This is a genomic window from Mycobacterium paragordonae, from assembly GCF_003614435.1.
In the GTDB taxonomy this organism is placed as follows: domain Bacteria; phylum Actinomycetota; class Actinomycetes; order Mycobacteriales; family Mycobacteriaceae; genus Mycobacterium; species Mycobacterium paragordonae.
Genome location: NZ_CP025546.1, coordinates 3,954,328 through 3,972,926 on the forward strand (window position 1 = coordinate 3,954,328; position 18,599 = coordinate 3,972,926).

The window sequence follows — 18,599 nt, forward strand, 5'->3', positions numbered from 1 at the left end:
TCGGGCCATCAAGTTTCGAGGCCGGTTTGTCGCGCAGTGGCAAGCAAACTGAGACCTCAGCGGCGCATGAAGGGCGGCACATCGACGTCGTCGTCGTCACCGCCGATGCTCAGCGTGGCACCGTTGGTGTGCAACGGGACGCTGACGGCGTCGACCGGTTCGAACAGCGTCGAGGTGAGCTTGCCGGCCTTGGCGGTCTCGATGCGGTGGGCGCCACCGGTTTCGTTGCTGCTGACGGCCTTCCGGCCCGGGCCGGCGTCGAAGCCGGCCGCGATCACGGTGACGCGCACCTCGTCGCCGAGCGAGTCGTCGATCACGGTGCCGAAGATGATGTTGGCGTCCTGATGGGCGGCGTCCTGCACCAGCGAGGCGGCCTCGTTGATCTCGAACAGGCCCAGGTCGCTGCCACCCGCGATCGACATCAGCACGCCCTGGGCGCCTTCCATCGAGGCTTCCAGCAGCGGCGAGTTGATCGCGATCTCCGCAGCCTTGAGCGAGCGTCCCTCGCCGCGGGCCGAGCCGATACCCATCAGCGCGGTGCCGGCGCCGGACATGATGCCCTTGACGTCGGCGAAGTCGACGTTGATCAGGCCCGGTGTGGTGATCAGGTCGGTGATGCCCTGGACACCGTTGAGCAGCACCTCGTCGGCGCTGCGGAACGCGTCCATCAGCGACACCGCCGCGTCGCCCATCTGCAGCAGGCGGTCGTTGGGGATCACGATCAAGGTGTCGCAGCTCTCCCGCAGCTGTCCGATGCCGTTCTCGGCCTGATTGCTGCGCCGCTTGCCTTCGAACGAGAAGGGCCGGGTGACGACGCCGACGGTCAGCGCGCCGAGTTTGCGCGCGATGCTGGCGACGACGGGAGCGCCACCGGTGCCGGTGCCACCGCCCTCCCCGGCGGTGACGAACACCATGTCGGCGCCGCGCAGCAGCTCCTCGATCTCCTCCTTGGCGTCCTCAGCGGCCTTCTTGCCGACCTCGGGGTCGGCGCCGGCGCCCAGTCCGCGGGTCGAGTCGCGGCCGACGTCCAGCTTGACGTCGGCATCGCTCATCAGCAACGCCTGCGCGTCGGTGTTGATGGCGATGAACTCCACGCCTTTGAGGCCCTGCTCGATCATTCGGTTGACGGCGTTGACGCCGCCACCACCGATGCCCACGACCTTGATGACGGCCAGGTAGTTGTGTGGGGGGGTCATCATTCGTCTTCCTCCCTGATGGGCTTTCAGTTCCCCTGTGTTGCGTGGGTGTGCCTGCGGTGTGTCTCCTTGCAAAACCCTCAACCTCAACCATAGAGTTAGAGTTATGTCAAGTAGTTCCGCGTAACCAGAACCGTATGGGTACGACGGGCACTAGCCGTGCAGGCGCGCCGACGCGCCGCAGGCATTTTTCTTTGCGCCGAGTGTGACGCTGGCCGCACACTCGGCGTCGAACGTGCGGGCAGCCGCACACTCGCCGCGGTGGGTCAAGCTACTTGACGGTCGGCAGGTCCGGGCTGGACACGTCATAAGTCCGTCCGGGCTGGGTCAACAGCGCTGCCAGCTTCTCGGCCTTCTCCGCCGCGCGGTCGGTGGTGCCCCAGATCACCACCCGGCCGTCGGTCAGGGTGAGGGTGATCGAGGACACCGAGGGCGCCGCGATCCGCCCCACCTCCCCCGCGACCTCAGGACGCAGCGTGCTGAGCACCTTCAACGCGGCCAGCGTGGCCGGATCGGTGGGACCCGGGTTCTCGACGTCGATATAGGGCACCGCGGGCGGCGGCGGGTCGGTCGCGAAGTCCACGCCGTCGCGGTCGAAGAGGTGCGGTCCGTCCGGAAAGTCCTTCACCACCACCGGGATCCGCTCGACGATGGTGATGCGCAACGCCGACGGGTACTGCCGTTGCACCCGGGCGCTGGCCACCCGCCGAATCGCGGCAACCCGGTCGGCGACCTGATTCGTATTGATCTGCAGCAGCGGCGTCCCGATCCGTACCTGCGCCGCGTCGAGCACTTCCTCCCGGGTCACCACGCCGGTGCCGGTGACCACGATGCTGCGTGCCGACATCGCCGGGGTGAAGTAGAGGATCAGGCCGAGCCCCACGCCGACCACCACCAGCAGCACCGTGGCCAGCAGCATCTTCAAACCCCGAACGACCCCGCGCGCAACGGGTTTCGGCTCGGGCAGCACGGCCCCCTTGGCGCGCCGTTTGGCCTCGCGACGCGCCTCCTCAATGGCGGTGGCCCGGGCCTGGGCGGCCCGGCGCTCGGCGCGTTCCCGCCGGGCACGGCGGCGCGGACCTTCGAAGTCCTCCTCGTCAGGGGCTTCGGGGGCGTCCGGGGACTCCGGCGCGTCCGGGCCGGCCGGACTGGCCGGGGCTTCTGGGGCGGGCGGGTTGATCGGCTCAGTCGCCGCCTCCCCGGCGCCGGCGGCGTCGGAAACCTCACCCGCCAGGTCGGTGGGCCGAGCCCCAGGTGCGTCGGGGTCGGGTCCGCTCACTGCGGCACTCCCCGACCGGGTGCGTTGCGGTTGGCCCGCGCCCGCAGCGCGGTGATGATTTCGGGTCCCAGCAATGTCACGTCGCCGGCGCCCATGGTGACGATGACATCGCCCGGCGCCGCCGCGGCGGCCACCTCATCAGCCACCGCCGAGAAATCCGGGAGGTAGCGCACCGGGACGCTGACATGCTCGGCGACGGTGGCGCCGCTGATGCCGGCCAGCGGTTGTTCGCGCGCGCCGTAGACGTCCAGCACGAACACCTCGTCGGCGCCGTCCAGGGCCTGCCCGAATTCCTGCGCGAATGCCTTTGTCCGCGAATACAAATGGGGCTGGAACACGACCAGCGAACGGCCGCTGCCGCTCTGCTGGACGACGGAACGGACCGCCGCCAGGGTGGCGCCGATTTCGGTCGGGTGATGGGCGTAGTCATCGAACACCCGCACCGCATTGGCGGTGCCGACCAGTTCGAAACGGCGCCGCACCCCTTCGAAGGTCGCCAACCCGTCCAGCACCTCGTCGACCGGAGCACCGATCTCCACCGCCGCGAGCAGCGCAGCCAGCGCGTTGAGCGCCATGTGGCGTCCCGGCACCGACAGCCGCATCACCCGCTGCTGAGACTCCCCGGCCAGCTGGACGTGGGCAACGGCTTCGGTGCCGTGTTGTTCCCAGGACAACAATCGGGCGGCGAGCGATTCGTCTCCCGACCCGTAGCGCAGCACCCGGATGCCCAGCTCGGCGGTGCGTTGAGCCAGCGCGGCCGCGCCAGGGTCGTCGGTGCACGCCACCAGCGCACCGCCGGGTGCCAGCCGCTCGACGAACGAGTCGAAGACCCCGACGTAGGCGTCCGTGCTGCCGTAGAAATCCAGGTGGTCCGACTCGATGTTGGTGACCACCGCGACGTTTGGCGTGTACTCCAGCAGCGTGCCGTCGCTCTCGTCGGCTTCGGCGACGAACAGATCGCCGCTGCCGTGGTGGGCGTTGGTGCCCGCTTCGCCCAGCTCGCCGCCGACCGCGAACGACGGGTCGCGCCCGCAGTGCTGCAGCGCGACGATCAGCATCGACGTCGTCGTCGTCTTGCCGTGCGTGCCGGTGACCATCAAGGTGGTGCGCCCGGCCATCAGCTTGGCCAGCACCACCGGTCGCAACACCACGGGGATGCCGCGGCGGCGCGCCTCGACCAGCTCCGGATTGGTTTTCGGGATGGCGGCGTGCGTGGTGATGACGGCGGTGACCCCGCCGGGCAGCAGATCCAGCGACGACGCGTCGTGCCCGATGCGGATCAGCGCGCCGCGCGCCTGCAGCGCGTGCACGCCGCGCGACTCCTTGGCGTCGGAGCCCGACACCATCCCGCCGCGGTCCAGCAGGATGCGGGCGATGCCCGACATGCCGGCACCACCGATGCCGACCATGTGCACGCGTTGCAGCTCCGGCGGCAGCTGTTCGGCGGTCACCGGCGCGCTCCCCGCGTCTGCCGGGCGACATCCAGCGCCGCCCGGGCCACCTGCTGCGCGGCGTCGCGGTGCCCGACCAGGGTTGCCGCCGCCGTCATCGCCGCGAGTCGGGGCGCGTCGTTGAGCAGGCCCGACACTTCGCGGGCCACCAGGTCCGGTGTCAGCGCGGCGTCGGCGACGATCATGCCGCCTCCGGCGTTGACCACCGGCAGCGCGTTGAGCCGCTGCTCACCGTTGCCGATCGGCAGCGGCACGTAGATGGCGGGCAGCCCGACGGCCGAGACCTCGGCCACCGTCATCGCGCCGGAGCGGCAGATCACCATGTCGGCGGCGGAATAGGCCAGGTCCATCCGGTCCAGGTAGGGCACCGCCACATACGGCGGGTCGCCGGGACCGGGCGTGCGCAGTTCGAGGGTGTTCTTGGGTCCGTGCGCGTGCAGCACGGACACTCCGGCGGCGGCCAGATCGGCGGCCGCGGCGGAGACGGCCCGGTTCAGCGACACCGCGCCCTGGGATCCGCCGAACACCAGCAGGACGCGCGCGTCGTCGGCGAATCCGAAGTGGGCCCGCGCCTGCGCGCGCAGGGCGCCGCGGTCCAGGGTCGTGATCGCCGCCCGTACCGGCACTCCCACCACCTCGGCGCGCCGCAGCCCCGAATCGGGCACCGCGGACAGAATCCGGTCGGCGGTCCGGGCGCCCACCCGGTTGGCCAGGCCGGCGCGGGCGTTGGCCTCGTGGATCACCACCGGGACGCGGCGGCGGCCTGGCCTGCCGCGGGAGGCCAGGTAGGCGGGAAGTGCCACGTAACCGCCGAAACCGATGACGACGTCGGCGGCGACGCTGTCGAGCACCGCCCGGGTCTCCCGGACGGCGCGCCAGACCCGTGGTGGCAGCCGGGCCAGGTCGCCGCTGGGTTTGCGCGGCAGCGGCACCGGGGTGATCAGCTCGAGGTGGTACCCGCGCTCGGGTACCAGCCGGGTCTCCAAACCGCGGGCGGTGCCCAGGGCGGTGATCCTGATCCCGGGGTCCAGGGCGGTCAGCGCGTCGGCCACGGCCATCGCGGGCTCAACATGGCCGGCGGTCCCGCCGCCGGCGAGCACGACCGAGAACGCACCACCGGCGGGCAGAGGACTGTCCCCTGGCCCGCCGGTCGACTCCGTGACCTTGTCGTTCACCCGTAACGCTGACCTTCCAATGCACCTACGCGCCGTGTCTGGCGCCGGCCGGCGTGTTGCTGGCCAGATCTATGATGCCTGTCGCGCCCGTGGCCGCTTCCCGCAGACCGCCGACTCGTGCGCGGCTGCGGCTTCTGCGGAGGGCCGGCGGCCCGGCGGGCCGACGGCGGCTTGGGTGCCGGCTGCGGGCGCTTCCTGTCCCGGAACGTTTCGATTCGGCTGGGCACGTAGGGCTCCGGCAGCGGCAGCCGCAACAGCCGGTTCACCTTGTCGTCGCGTCCGGCGCGTAGCGCGGCCACCGCTTCGGGTTCGTGCCGGGCCGCGTTGGCCATGATCCCGATCATGAAAAGTGTTGCTGCCGTTGAGGTTCCGCCAGCCGATATCAGTGGCAGCTGCAGGCCGGTGACGGGCAGCAGACCGATCACATAGCCGATGTTGATGAAGGCCTGTCCGAGCACCCACAGCGTGGTGGTGGCGGTGAGCAGCCGCAGGAACGGATCGGCGGAGCGGCGCGCGATGCGCATGCCGGTGTAGGCGAACAACCCGAACAGCCCCAGCAGGCCCACCGCGCCGACAAGGCCCAGCTCCTCGCCGATGATGGCGAAGATGAAGTCGTTGTGGGCGTTGGGCAGATAGTTCCACTTGGCCACGCCCTGCCCCAGGCCGTCGCCGAAGATGCCGCCGTGGGCGAGCGCGTACTTGGCCTGCCGCGCCTGGTACCCGGTGTCCATCGGGTCGTCTTCGGGGTCCAGCCAGGACCGCACCCGGTCGGAGCGGTAGCCGGCGGACATCGCCAGCACCGCACCGGCGGCGAACACCGCGCCGAGCGAGCTGACGAACACCCGCAGCGGCAGTCCGGCGTACCAGAGCAGGCCCAGCAGGATGATGCCGAGCGACACGGTCTGTCCGAGGTCGGGCTGGGCCACGATCAGACCCAGCGCGATGAGCGCGGCGGGCACCAGCGGAATCAGCATCTCGCGCAGCGAGGCCCGCTCCAGGCGCCGGGCCGCCAGCAGGTGGGCACCCCAGATCGCGAACGCGATCTTGGCCAGCTCGGAGGGCTGCATGGAGAAACCCGCGATGACGAACCACTTGCGAGACCCGTTGGCCAGGTTGCCGATACCCGGGATGAGCACCAGGACCAGCAGGATGATCGTGACTGCGTAGCTGGTGAAGGCAATGCGCCGGATGAACCGGATCGACATGCGCAATCCCGCGTAGCAGGCGACGAGCCCGACGATAGTCCAGAGCACCTGCTTGCCGAAGATGGTCCAGGCCGATCCGTCGTTGTCGTAGGAGTGCACGCCGGACGCCGACAGCACCATGATCAGGCCGAGCGACGTCAGCAGCGCGGTGACGGCGACGATGAGGTGAAACGAGGTCATCGGCCGGCCCAACCAGGCACCGAACGCGGTGCGCGGCCCGCCCGGCTCGGCCTTGGGCGCGGCGGCCTTCTCGCCGGGGGCGGCAGCGTCAGGCTGGTCGGCCTTGTCCGTCACCTCCGCGGCGTCGGACGTCTCCCCCTTGTCCCGGCGGAACAGCCGGGTCACTGCGATACCCACACCGCCTACCGGACCGCGGCGCGGACGGCGGCCGCGAAGGCGTCACCCCGTGCGGCATAACCGGTGAATTGGTCAAACGATGCGCCGGCCGGCGCGAGCAGCACCGTATCTCCGGGTTTGGCCAGGTCACGGGCGGCGGCAACGGCCGCGGTCATCACCCGAGCGCCGATATCCCCGTTATTCACTTGTGTCACATCAGTAACAGAAACCACACCAGCCGCATCCATCCCAACATCCTCGCCTGTAACAACCTGTACGACGGGGACATCGGGCGCGTGTCGTGATAACGCCTCGGCAACCTCGGCACGATCCCGCCCGAAAAGTACGGCCCCGACCAGGTGGGACGCGATGCGGGCCAGCTCGGCGTCCAGGGATGCGCCCTTGAGCAGGCCGCCGGCCAGCCACACGACCCGGGGATAGGCCAGCACCGATGCCTGGGCGGCGTGCGGATTGGTGGCTTTGGAGTCGTCGACATAGGTGATGCCGTCGGCGACGGTCACGACCTCACAGCGGTGCCGCCCCAGCCGGAACGCCGCGATGGCGGTGGCGATCGCCTCGGGCGCCACGTCAACCGCACGCGCCAGCGCCGCGGCGGCCAGCGTGTTGAGCACTCCGACCGGGCCCGGCACCGGTATCGACGTGACCGGCAGCAGCGGCAGGTCCGCGGCGAACGCCCGGTCGACCAGCTGCCCGTCGCGCACGCCGAGCTCGCCGGGCGCGGGTTCACCGAGCCGGAAGCCCACGCGGACGGCTGCCGGGGCGATGTCCAGCAGCGCCGCCGCCCGGCTGTCGTCCAGGCCGACGACCGCGACGCGGCCGGTCAGCACCCGGGCCTTGGCGGCGGTGTAGTCGGCCATGGTGTGGTGCCAGTCCAGGTGGTCTTCGGCGATGTTGAGCACCACCCCCGCCTCGGGCCGCAGCGAGGGCGCCCAAAACAACTGGAAGCTGGACAGTTCCACCGCCAGCACGTCGGACGGCTGGTCCAGCACGTCGAGCACCGGGTCACCGATGTTCCCGCACAGCTTGCTGCGCAGTCCCCCGGCGATCAGCATGTCGTGCAGCATCGAGGTGGTGGTGGTCTTGCCGTTCGTGCCGGTCACCACCAGCCACCGTCGCGGTGGCCCGAAATGGCCGGCCGCGTCCAGTCGCCAGGCCAGCTCCACATCGCCCCAGATCGGCACTCCGGCCGCGGCGGCCGCCGCCAGCACCGGGGTGTCCGGCTGGAAACCGGGGCTGGTGACCACCAGCGCGTACCGGTCGATCTGCGCAATGGCGGTTACGGGGTCGGCGGTCCCGACGCCCGCCGCGGCGTGTGGGGCCAGCATCGCCGGGTCGTCGTCGCACAGCGTCGGCTCGGCCCCGAACCGGGCCAGCGTGGCCAGCACCGCGCGGCCGGTCACCCGGGCGCCGGCGATCAGGACGGGCGCACCAGGCGCCAACGGATCCAGCACGTCAGGCACCGATCGTGGACAGCCACTCGCCGTAGAACAGGGCGACGCCCAGGCCGCAGCTGATCGCGGTGAGCAGCCAGAACCGGATTATCACCGTGGTTTCCGCCCAGCCGCCGAGCTCGAAATGGTGATGGAAGGGCGCCATCCGGAATACCCGGCGCCCGGTGGTCCGGAAGGCCAGGATCTGCAACACCACGGAGGTGACTTCGGCGACGAACAACGCTCCCAGCACGACGGCGAGGATCTCGGTGCGGCTGGTCACCGACAGTCCGGCGATGATGCCGCCCAATGCCAGCGACCCGGTGTCGCCCATGAAGATCTTGGCGGGCGCGGCGTTCCACCACAGGAACCCGATGCAGGCGCCGGCGGTGGCGGCCGCGATCAGCGCCAGGTCCAGCGGGTCGCGCACGTTGTAGCAGCCCAGGCCGGGCGCGGTGACGCAGGCGTTGCGGTACTGCCAGAAGGTGATCAGGACATAGGCGCCGGTGACCATCGCCATGCAGCCGGCGGCCAGGCCGTCCAGCCCGTCGGTGAAGTTCACCGCGTTCGACCAGGCGCTGACCACCACCACGCAGAACAACACGAAGAGCCCCGGGGCGAAGGTGACGGTAGCGATCTCACGTACGTAGGACAGATCCGCGCTGCCCGGTGTCAGGCCGGCGTTGTTGCGGAACTGCAGCACCAGCACGGCGAACAGCACCGCGGCGGTGATCTGCCCGACCGTCTTGGCCGTCTTGTTCAAGCCCAGGTTGCGTGACCGGCGGATCTTGATCAGGTCGTCGATGAACCCGACCCCGCCGAGGGCGGTGGCCAGGCCCAGCACGCACAGACCCGTCGCCGAGATCCCCTCGCCGTCGAAGGCCAGCCCGAACAGGTGGGTGCCCAGGTAGCCGGCCCAGATACCGGCCAGGATCGCCACCCCGCCCATCGAGGGCGTGCCCCGCTTGGTGTGGTGGCTGGGTGGGCCGTCCTCGCGGATCTGGTGACCGAATCCCTGCCGGGTGAACAGCCGGATGAGCGCCGGGGTCAGCAGGATGGACACGGTCACCGCGATGGCGACGGCGATCAGGATCTGCCTCACGGGCGCGCCGCTCCCTTGCGGCCGGCATCGTCTGCGATCAGCGCGTCGGCCAGCGCCCCCAACCCGGCCGAGTTGGACGCCTTGACCAAGACCACGTCTCCGGGTCGCAGCTCATCACGCAACAGGGAGAGGGCGGCGGTCGCGTCGACTACGTTGACGACCTCCTCCCCCCACGAGCCCTCCATCACCGCACCCTGGTGCATGGCGCTCATCGACCTCCCGGTTCCCACGACAACGAGTCGAGACACATCTAATCGCACCGCCAGCCGGCCGATGCGGTCGTGCTCGGTTATTGCATCCTCGCCGAGCTCGGCCATCTCCCCCAGCACCGCCCAGCTGCGCCGCGGATGTTCGTCACCGTGCGCGATCCAGGCGAGGGCCTGCAGACCGGCCCGCATCGAGTCGGGGTTGGCGTTGTAGGCGTCGTCGATGACGGTGACACCGTCGGCGCGGGTGCTCACGTGCATGCGGTGACGCGACACCGGGCCCGCCGCCGCCAGCGCCGCCGCGACCTGTTCGACGCTCGCCCCGCACTCGAGGCCCACGGCGGCCGCGCACAGCGCGTTGCTGACCTGATGGTCGCCGTAGACGGCAAGGTGGACGTCGGCTTCGGCGGGGCCGGCGTGCAGGGTGAACTGCGGCCTGGCCACCTCGTCGAGTGACACCGGACCGGCCCACACGTCGCCTCCGGAATTCTCAGATCTTTCATTGCGACTCACCCGGACCACCCGGGCCGCGGTCACGTCGGCCATCGCGGCCACCATCGGATCGTCGGCGTTCAGGATGACTACACCGGATGGCGGAACAGATTGCGGCAGTTCGGATTTGGCCTGGGCGATGATCTCCCGGGAGCCGAACTCGCCCAGGTGGGCGGTGCCGACGTTGAGCACGACACCGATCGACGGCGTCGCGATGTCGGCCAGCGCGGCGATATTGCCGGGGTGGCGCGCCGACATCTCCAGAATCAGGAAATCGGTGTCCCGCGTTGCCCGCAGCACCGTCCAGGGATGACCCAGTTCGTTGTTGAACGAACCCGGCGGCGCGATCACCTCGCCCAGCGGCCGCAGCACCGCGGCCACCAGGTCCTTGGTGGACGTCTTGCCCGACGACCCGGTGATCCCGATGATCGTCAGCCCTCCGGCCGCGAGTTCGGCGGCCACCGCCTTGGCCAGCTTGGCCAGCGCGGCCAGTACCGCGGCACCCGAGCCGTCGGCGTCGTGCTCGAGTACCGAGGCCCGATCGTCCTGTGCCGCTTGCGGTTTGACGACGATCGCGGGTACGCCGACCGGCCGGGCGGCCAGCACCGCCACCGCACCGGCGGCCACCGCCGATACGGCGTGGTCGTGCCCGTCGACGCGGGCGCCGGGCAGGGCCAGGAACAGTCCGCCCGGGCCGATGGCGCGCGAGTCGAATTCCACCGAACCGGTGACGCGGGTGGCTGCCGCCTGCTGCGGGGTGATGTCGGCCAGGGTGCCGCCGACGATGTCGGCGATCTGGGCCACGGTCAGGTCGATCACGCTCGACCTCCCAAAGCCTCGAGAGCCGCGGCCAGTTCCACCCGGTCATCGAACGGACGCACCTCGTCGGCGCTGCGCTGACCGGTCTCATGGCCCTTGCCGGCGATCAGCACCACGTCCCCGGGGCCGGCCCAGCCGACCGCGTGGCGGATCGCCTGTTGCCGGTCGGCGATCTCGACCAGCTCGGCTCGTGAGCCGGCTTCCTTTGCGCCCGCCAGGATTTCGCTGCGGATGGCGGCGGGATCCTCGCTGCGCGGGTTGTCGTCGGTGACGACGACGAGGTCGGCGAGTTCGGCGGCCACCGCGCCCATCGGTGCCCGCTTGCCCGGGTCGCGGTCACCGCCGGCGCCGAACACCACCGCCAGGCGGCGCCCCGGCTGCACCAGGGTGGTGAGCACCGCGCGCAGCGCACCCGGCTTGTGCGCGTAGTCGACCAGCGCGAGGAAGCCCTGGCCGCGGTCGACCTGCTCGAGCCGCCCCGGCACCCGGGTCTCCCGCAGGCCCGTCGCCGCTTGCGCGGGCGAAACTCCGACCTCATTCAGAATTGCCAGAGCCACAAGGCAATTCGCGATGTTGTAGTGACCCGGCAGATTGATGCCGACGCGGTGCTCGGCGCCGGCGGGATCGACGGCGGTGAATTCCTGACCGGCCGGACCGCTGGGCGTGACGTCATAGGCGCGCCAGTGCGCCGGCTCCCCGGTGACGCTGACGGTGATCGCGTCACCCGCCCGCTCCGCCATCGCACGACCGGCCTCGTCGTCGACGCACACCACGACCCGGTGGGCACGCAGGGCCGAGGCGGGGTCGAACAACAGGGCCTTGGCCTCGAAGTAGTCGGCCATGGTCGGGTGGAAGTCGAGGTGGTCGCGCGACAGATTGGTGAATCCGCCGACGGCGAACTCGGTGCCGTCCACCCGGCCCAAAGCCAGCGCGTGACTGGACACCTCCATCACGACGGTGTCGACGCCGCGCTCGGCCATGGCTGCGAACAGCGCCTGCAACGCGGGGGCCTCCGGCGTAGTCAGCGCGCTGGGTATGTCGACGCCGTCGATGCGGATACCGATGGTGCCGACCAGACCCGCGACCCGACCGCCGGCCCGCAGACCCGCTTCGACCAGGTATGTCGTGGTGGTCTTGCCCGAGGTGCCGGTGATGCCGACGACGGTGACCCGGTCCGACGGGCGGCCGTACACGGTCGCGGCCAGCCCGCCGAGCACGCTGCGCGGCGCCGGATGCACCAGCACCGGCACCGTCGTCGCGTGCGCACCCATCGCGGCGACCCCGTCGGCGTCGGTGAGCACCGCCACGGCACCGCGCCCGATGGCGTCGCCGGCATAGCGCGCGCCGTGCGTGGTGGCGCCCGGCAGAGCGGCGAACAGGTCACCGGGCTGCACGTCCTGAGCCCGCAATGTCACGCCGGTCACCGACACGTCGCCGGTGCACGTCGCTCCGATCTGCGCGGCCAGCACAGTCAGCGGGACGCCGACGATGGTGCGAGGCCGTAACCCGGTGGGCATCGACTCCGCCACGGGCACCACCTCCGTCCGGCCGCGGATATTCCAGAGATCGCTCGGCCTTGACACCCTACCCAGCGGCACCCGTTCACCATGCAGAGCCGCGCCCGGGCGGGAACGGCTTCACTCTCGCGGTGAGCCCCGACCACGGATCGGTGCGCGCTCCGGAGCTACGGGACCCCGTCCACCCCGCTAGCACCGAGCAACAACCCGCCGGTGCCACCGGTGCCGCCGGCGCCGCCGTTGTTGCCGTTGCCTCCGTTGCCGCCGTTGCCGAAGAACGTCTGGACGAAAGCGCCCTGGGAGATTGCCCCGACGTTGCCGCCGTTGCCGCCGGCGGACGGTCCGACGCCTTGGCCGGCGTTGCCGCCGTTCCCGCCTAGTCCAACGGTCAACAGGCCGCCCGAGTTGCCACCCGCGCCGCCGTGGCCGCCGGCTGCAGCGAGGCTGTTGCCACCCGCACCACCGAGACCTCCGGCGCCCAGGCCGGCGAGGAGGAGGCCCTGGCCGCCCGCCCCGCCGGCGCCGCCCGTCCCGGCGACACTGAAGCCGCCCCCGCCGCCCAAGCCGCCGACACCGAAACCTGCGACCGCGGCGCCGATGCCACCGACGCCGCCCGCGCCACCGGCGCCACCCATGTTCGCGCTACCACCGAGGCTGCCGGCACCGCCGACGCCCACACCCAGGACCGCAGCGCCGGTGCCGCCCGCGCCGGCGGCACCGCCCCCGGCGGCGCCGAAGCCGCCCATTCCACTGGCACCGCCTTGGGCGTAGCCGAGCAGCACGCCGGACACGCCGCCGTCGCCCCCTGCCCCGCCGACGCCGGCAGCCGAAGAGGCCGCGCCACCGGCTCCTCCAGCTCCGCCGAGACCGAAGAAGTAACCACCACCGGCGCCGCCCGCTCCACCGCCACCGCCCCCTGCCGTGCCCGCCCCACCGACGCCGCCGGCTCCGCCCACGCTGAAGAGCAGCCCGCTGGCGCCTCCGCCGGCGCCGCCAGCACCGCCGGTGCCACCGAAACCGCCTGTTCCGCCGGCGCCACCAACGGCTATGAGCCTTCCGCCGGTCCCTCCCGCGCCGCCGACCCCACCAGTTCCAGTGGCGGAGTCCCCACCCGCCCCGCCGTTGCCGCCCCATCCGATCAAAGTCGCGTTGCCGCCGGCCCCACCGGTCCCGCCAATGGCACCCAGGAGGTTGACCGCTCCCGCAGCACCGCCGCTACCGCCGCTGCCGATCAGCCACCCGCCGTTGCCGCCGCCCCCGCCGGACCCACCCAGGTAGCCGGTACCCCCCGCTCCGCCGTTGCCGATCAATCCCGCAGCACCACCGCTGCCGCCATTCTGCGCAGTGGCCCCGCTGGTGAAGCTGAAGCCGTTGCCCCCGTTGCCGATCAGCAGCCCGCCCGCACCGCCATTAGGGCTCGCCGCCGTCCCGTTGGCGCCGTTACCGATCAACGGACGCCCCAGCAACGCCTGGGTGGGCGCGTTCACCACGCTCAGGACACCGACTTCCAGTGCCTGCAGCGGCGAGGCGCCGGCGGCGTCGGCCGCCGCGTACGCGCCGCCGGCCGCATTCAGCGTCTGGAGGAAACTCTGATGAAACTCCGCGGCGGCCGCGCTCAGTGACTGATATTGGGCGCCATAATTGCTGAATAGCGCGGTGACGGCCGCCGATATCTCGTCAGCGCCGGCCGCGAGCACCTGGGTGGTCGAGGCCGCGGCAGCCGCATTCGCGCTGTTCAGCGTGGTACCGATGCGAGCCACCTGCTGCGTAGCTGTTCCCAGCGCTTCCGGAACAACATTTACAAACGACATCAAACGTCTCCTGCCTCGGCCACGGGTAAGCGGCTGCAATTATGCAGAGTTCAGGAGAATTCGTGCGGACATTCGCCGAAAGGTCGTAATACTTTCAGCATACTTTCAGCGAAGCGTTTGGGCGGCTCGGTCGCTACATCGCCTGCAGCGTCAGCGGCGGTCCGGGATCGGGCGACAGCGGCACGTTCTCCCGCTGCATCAGCCAGCCCGCGATGTTGTGGAACAACGGCGCCGCGGAGTGCCCCGGCGTGCCGTCGGCGTTGCGTTGCGGGTTGTCCATCATGATCCCGATGACGTAGCGGGGATTGTCGACGGTGGCCATGCCGGCGAAGGTAATCCAGTAGACGTCGTCGAAGTAGCAGCCGCAGCCGGGGTTGATCTGCTGGGCGGTGCCGGTCTTGCCGGCCATCTGGTAGCCCGGCACCGCGGCCGCCGGCCCGGTGCCCTGCTGGTAGCCCATCGGGTCCTGCTGCACGACTGCCCGCAGCATCTGGCGCACGGTCTGGGCGGTCTGCGCCGATACGACCCGCACGCCTTCCGGACGCGGCTCTTCGGTGCGTGAGCCGTCGGCCGCGACGGTGGCCTTGAGGATCCGCGGCGGGATCCGCACCCCGTCGTTGGCGATGGCCTGGTACATGCCCGCCATCTGCAGCAGGGTCATCGAAACACCTTGTCCGATTGGGAGATTGGAGAAGGTACTGCCCGACCACTGGTCGATCGGTGGCACCAGGCCGGCGCTTTCACCGGGCAGTCCGACGCCGGTGCGCTGGCCCAGTCCGAACTTGCGGACCATGTCGTAGAAGCGCTCCGGGCCCACCCGCTGCGCCAGCATCAGGGTGCCGACGTTGGAGGACTTTCCGAAGACGCCGGTGGTGGTGTACGGCATCACGCCGTGGTCCCACGCGTCGTGCACGGTGACACCGCCCATGGAGATCGTCCCGGGCACCTGCAGCACCTCGTCGGGGTTGGACAGGCCGTATTCGATGACCGAGGACGCGGTGATGATCTTGTTGACCGAGCCGGGTTCGAAGGGTGAGGACACCGGCAGGTTGCCCAGTTGCCGCTCGCCCTGACGCCCGATGTCCTGCGACGGGTCAAAGGTGTTGTCGTTGGCCATGGCCAGCACTTCGCCGGTCTTGGCGTCGAGCACCACCGCGGAGACGGTGTGGGCTCCCGACACGTTCTTGGCCTGCTGCACCTGCTGCTGGACGTAGAACTGGATGTCGTCGTCGAGAGTCAGCTGGATGGTGGAACCGTGCACGGCCTTGTGGCGGTTGCGGTAACTGCCGGGGATGACGACACCGTCGGAACCGCGGTCGTAGGTCACCGAACCGTCGGTGCCGGCCAGCATGGCGTCCAGGGAGTCCTCGAGGCCCAGCAGCCCGTGGCCGTCCCAGTCGATGCCGCCGACGATGTTGGCCGCCAACGAACCGCCCGGGTACTGCCGGAGGTCCTGGCGTTCCGAACCGACCTCGGGATATTTGGCCGAAATCGCATGGGCAACAGCAGGTTCGACGTTGCGTGCCAGATAGACGAACGTTTCGTTGCTCTGCAACTTCTTGAGCAGGGTCGCCGCGTCGGGCTTGTTGTTCAGCTTGCCCGCGACGTCCTTGGCCATGTCCTTGAGCCGCTGGTCCGGGTCCGGGGCGCTCGGGATCTTCTTCTTGGCGTCCTCGAGCTGCTGGCGAATCCGCTTGGGCTGGAAGGTCAATGCGCGCGCCTCGATGGTGAACGCGAGCCGGTCGTTGTGGCGGTCGATGATGGACCCGCGCACGGCCCGTTCGACGTCGGTGACCTTGAGCTGGCTTGCCGCCTGCGCGTTGAGTTGTGAGGCGTTGGACACCTGCAGGTAGAACAGCTGCGTGACGGCCACCAGCATCAGCACGAGGATCACCGCGTTGCCGGCCCGGTGACGGAAGACGAAGGACGCACCGCGGCTGGTCACTTCCATCACCTGCCGGGTGCGCCGCTGCGTCGCCGCGTGTCCCGTCTCGGGTCGTGCGGTGGCACGGGACTTGTTGGTCTCCTTGGGTTTCCGGATTCGCTTGGAGCCCGACGCGTCGGTGGCGGACCGGGCGCGGCGGCCCTTGGCCGGCCCCTGGTCTTCACGCGGCCGACGGGGACCGCGCTCGCGCCTCGGCTCGCCGCGACTCATCGCGGTATCCCTGGGGCCGCCGGTGCCGCGGGGGGTGCGACGGGAACGGATTGTTCGGTGTTAGGTGGCAGTGGCGCCGATAAACCTGGAGCCGGGGGGGCATCGCGCAAGGGATTGGGCGCGGTCGCCGCCGGCGGCAGGGGCGGAGGCAGCTGGGTCGGCACCTGGTCGGGGAAGGACAACAACGGCCCGTGCACGTCCAGTTGACCCGGCGCGGTCGGCACCTGACCGGGCACCGTCGGGAGCTGACCCGGCACCGTCGGGACCTGCCCGGGAACCGTCGGGAGCTGACCGGCCGGCGTCGGCACCTGACCCGGCACCGTCGGGACCTGCCCGGGAACCGTCGGGACCTGACCAGGCACAGCCGGCACCTGACCCGGCACCGTCGGGACCTGACCCGGCAGCGTGGCCTGCAGGCCGGGGTTCAGCGTCGCCGAACCGTCGGGCCCACGCAGGAGCACCTGCGGGCCTCCGCGGCCCGGCTGCGCCGGGTCACCCGTGGGCGGAAGTACCCGCACGGCCACCTCCGGCGGAGTCACGGCCGGCTTCGGCGGCGCCGGCGGCGCTTCGTCGGGCAGCTTGGCATTCAGCGGCGGCGGCTGGACACCGTCAGCGGGTTTCGGCGTGCCGACCACCACCCAGTTGCCGTCGGGCGCCTGGACCAGGTGGGCGGTGTCCCTGGTGGGGATCATGCCCTGCTTGCGGGCCGCCTCGGCCAGCGCCGGCGCGGACTCCGCTTCCCGCACGTCGCGTTCGAGCGCCTCCTTCTGCTGTTGCAGCATGCGGGTCCGCTCGCGGGCATCGCTCAATTTGTAGGAACGCTCGGCAGCATCGGTGGACAACCAGAGGGTCAGTCCCAGGCCGACGCCGAGCGCCCCGATGACCAGCACGACAAACGGAATCCTGCTCAGCAGGGTGTGCGGCCGCAGATCGATCTGACTGATCCGGGTGGCCAGCCGCTCGGTGAGCTTGGGCCGAATAACTTTGGGCGCTTTGGCTTTCCGCGCCTTTGCCCGGGCCTTGGCCTGGCTGGTGTTCTTGGCGCGGGCCGGCCGGTCGACCGGTCGGGTCATCGGGCTGGTCTGCGGACCCGACCGCGGAGCGCGCGCCTCACGACTGGGCGCCGCCGGCTTCCCGGAGCGTCCCCGACCGCGGCGCGAAGGTGCGTCCATGGCGCCGGGACGGGCGGCACCGGTGCGTCGCCCGCGGCGCTCGCTCTCGCGGCGTTTCGTCGCCTCGCGCTTTGTGCTCATGCCTGTGCCTTCCCCCTCGCGTGCTCAATTCGTTGCAGCGCCCGCAATCGGACCGGGGCACTGCGCGGGTTGCGTTCCACCTCGGCCGCGTCCGCTTTTTCCGCTCCATGGGTCAGCGACCGGAACAGCGGGCCATGGCCGGGAAGTTCCATTGGCAGCCCCGGCGGTGTGCGGGAAGCCGTCGCATCGGCGAACAGTCGCTTGACGATTCGATCCTCCAGCGATTGATAGGCCATCACCACGATGCGGCCGGCTACCGCGAGCGCGTCCAGCGCGGCGGGAACGGCATTGCGCAGCGACTCCAGTTCGTCGTTGACGGCCACGCGCAGCGCTTGGAAGGTGCGTTTGGCCGGGTGCCCGCCGGTGCGCCGGGCCGGAGCCGGTATCGCTTCGTACAGCAGGGCCACCAGTTCGGCCGTCGTGGTGAACGGGGTACGGGCGCGGCGGCGGACGAGCTGTGCGGCGATGCGTCGGGCGAACCGCTCCTCGCCGTAGCGGTGCAGGATGTCAGCCAGCTCAGCTTCGCTGTAGGTGTTGACGATGTCGGCCGCGGTCAGCGACGACGACGGGTCCATCCGCATGTCCAGCGGCGCGTCTTTGGCGTAGGCGAAACCCCGCTCGGCACGGTCCAGCTGCATCGACGAGACCCCAAGGTCGAACAGCACCCCGTCAACGGATTCCACTGTGTCATAACCTGATTCGGTCAATGCGTTGACGATGCCGTCATAGCGGGTGTGCACCAGGGTGATCCGGTCGGCGAAGGGGGCGAGCCGGCCGCGGGCAATCTGCAGCGCGCTCGGGTCGCGGTCGAGTCCGATCACGCGCAGTCCCGGCAGTTCGGTCAGAAACAGCTCCGCATGCCCGCCCGCACCGAGTGTGGCGTCGACCAGGACGGCTCCGGTGCCATCGGGGTGGCTGCGGGTCAGCGCCGGGGTAAGCAGCTCGACACACCGCTGGGCGAGAACCGGGACATGTCCGAAATCACCTGCGCCGGAACCGGGTTGAGGCACCACGACACCTCCCGCGCTGCGGCCATCCAGGCCTGGTTGCCGTGACACCCGTGCACCGAGGCCCCTGTCCGAGACGCACCTGGCGTTGGGGAAGTACGCCAGGGTCGGTTCGGGCAGAGACCACGGTGCACAGGCATGCAC

Annotated in this window: 13 protein-coding genes; all 13 read right to left on the reverse strand. The window is 70.6% G+C overall.

Annotated features, from left to right (window positions below; genetic code table 11):
* Nucleotides 1-56: 56 nt before the first annotated feature.
* The 13 genes from ftsZ to rsmH all read right to left on the reverse strand — a co-directional run bounded on the left by ftsZ (nucleotide 57) and on the right by rsmH (nucleotide 18,599).
* Nucleotides 57-1,196, reverse strand: a complete 1,140-nt coding sequence (ftsZ, locus tag C0J29_RS18020) for a cell division protein FtsZ (RefSeq protein WP_065047804.1) — start codon at nucleotides 1,194-1,196, stop codon at nucleotides 57-59.
* Nucleotides 1,197-1,467: 271 nt separating this feature from the next.
* Complete coding sequence (locus tag C0J29_RS18025; protein WP_120794804.1) at nucleotides 1,468-2,430, reverse strand: cell division protein FtsQ/DivIB; 963 nt, start codon at nucleotides 2,428-2,430, stop codon at nucleotides 1,468-1,470.
* 41 nt (nucleotides 2,431-2,471) lie between these two features.
* Nucleotides 2,472-3,926 carry a UDP-N-acetylmuramate--L-alanine ligase gene (murC, locus tag C0J29_RS18030; RefSeq protein WP_065164033.1) on the reverse strand — a complete coding sequence of 485 codons (1,455 nt, stop codon included), beginning with the start codon at nucleotides 3,924-3,926 and terminating at the stop codon, nucleotides 2,472-2,474.
* A complete protein-coding gene (murG, locus tag C0J29_RS18035; protein WP_065047791.1) occupies nucleotides 3,923-5,101 on the reverse strand; it encodes an undecaprenyldiphospho-muramoylpentapeptide beta-N-acetylglucosaminyltransferase in 1,179 nt (392 codons plus the stop codon). The genes murC and murG overlap by 4 nt, the downstream gene beginning before the upstream one ends.
* Nucleotides 5,098-6,663: a putative lipid II flippase FtsW gene (gene ftsW / locus C0J29_RS18040; protein WP_065047793.1), complete on the reverse strand. Its 1,566-nt coding sequence runs from the start codon at nucleotides 6,661-6,663 to the stop codon at nucleotides 5,098-5,100. The genes murG and ftsW overlap by 4 nt, the downstream gene beginning before the upstream one ends.
* 5 nt (nucleotides 6,664-6,668) lie before the next feature.
* Nucleotides 6,669-8,114 carry a UDP-N-acetylmuramoyl-L-alanine--D-glutamate ligase gene (gene murD / locus C0J29_RS18045; RefSeq protein ID WP_120793117.1) on the reverse strand — a complete coding sequence of 482 codons (1,446 nt, stop codon included), beginning with the start codon at nucleotides 8,112-8,114 and terminating at the stop codon, nucleotides 6,669-6,671.
* A 1-nt stretch (nucleotide 8,115) separates the two neighbouring features.
* On the reverse strand, nucleotides 8,116-9,195 hold the full coding sequence (gene mraY, locus C0J29_RS18050) for a phospho-N-acetylmuramoyl-pentapeptide-transferase (protein WP_120793118.1): 1,080 nt from the start codon (nucleotides 9,193-9,195) through the stop codon (nucleotides 8,116-8,118).
* On the reverse strand, nucleotides 9,192-10,712 hold the full coding sequence (locus C0J29_RS18055; RefSeq protein ID WP_120793119.1) for a UDP-N-acetylmuramoyl-tripeptide--D-alanyl-D-alanine ligase: 1,521 nt from the start codon (nucleotides 10,710-10,712) through the stop codon (nucleotides 9,192-9,194). Before C0J29_RS18055 ends, mraY begins: the two co-directional genes overlap by 4 nt.
* Nucleotides 10,709-12,229, reverse strand: a complete 1,521-nt coding sequence (locus tag C0J29_RS18060) for a UDP-N-acetylmuramoyl-L-alanyl-D-glutamate--2,6-diaminopimelate ligase (protein ID WP_120794805.1) — start codon at nucleotides 12,227-12,229, stop codon at nucleotides 10,709-10,711. The genes C0J29_RS18055 and C0J29_RS18060 overlap by 4 nt, the downstream gene beginning before the upstream one ends.
* 167 nt (nucleotides 12,230-12,396) lie before the next feature.
* Nucleotides 12,397-14,040 carry a PE family protein gene (locus C0J29_RS18065; protein ID WP_120793120.1) on the reverse strand — a complete coding sequence of 548 codons (1,644 nt, stop codon included), beginning with the start codon at nucleotides 14,038-14,040 and terminating at the stop codon, nucleotides 12,397-12,399.
* Between the two features lie 133 nt (nucleotides 14,041-14,173).
* A complete protein-coding gene (locus tag C0J29_RS18070; protein ID WP_120793121.1) occupies nucleotides 14,174-16,195 on the reverse strand; it encodes a peptidoglycan D,D-transpeptidase FtsI family protein in 2,022 nt (673 codons plus the stop codon).
* Nucleotides 16,192-17,448: a cell division protein FtsL gene (gene ftsL / locus C0J29_RS18075; protein ID WP_120793122.1), complete on the reverse strand. Its 1,257-nt coding sequence runs from the start codon at nucleotides 17,446-17,448 to the stop codon at nucleotides 16,192-16,194. The genes C0J29_RS18070 and ftsL overlap by 4 nt, the downstream gene beginning before the upstream one ends.
* A complete protein-coding gene (gene rsmH, locus C0J29_RS18080; protein ID WP_120793123.1) occupies nucleotides 17,445-18,599 on the reverse strand; it encodes a 16S rRNA (cytosine(1402)-N(4))-methyltransferase RsmH in 1,155 nt (384 codons plus the stop codon). The genes ftsL and rsmH overlap by 4 nt, the downstream gene beginning before the upstream one ends.

What these genes read in the sequence shown, in the direction of transcription:
- ftsZ (WP_065047804.1), bottom strand. Translation starts at nt 1,196, where the DNA reads ATGACCCCCCCACACAACTACCTGGCCGTCATCAAGGTCGTGGGCATC.
- C0J29_RS18060 (WP_120794805.1), bottom strand. Translation starts at nt 12,229, where the DNA reads ATGCCCACCGGGTTACGGCCTCGCACCATCGTCGGCGTCCCGCTGACT.
- C0J29_RS18065 (WP_120793120.1), bottom strand. Translation starts at nt 14,040, where the DNA reads ATGTCGTTTGTAAATGTTGTTCCGGAAGCGCTGGGAACAGCTACGCAG.
- C0J29_RS18070 (WP_120793121.1), bottom strand. Translation starts at nt 16,195, where the DNA reads ATGAGTCGCGGCGAGCCGAGGCGCGAGCGCGGTCCCCGTCGGCCGCGT.
- ftsL (WP_120793122.1), bottom strand. Translation starts at nt 17,448, where the DNA reads ATGAGCACAAAGCGCGAGGCGACGAAACGCCGCGAGAGCGAGCGCCGC.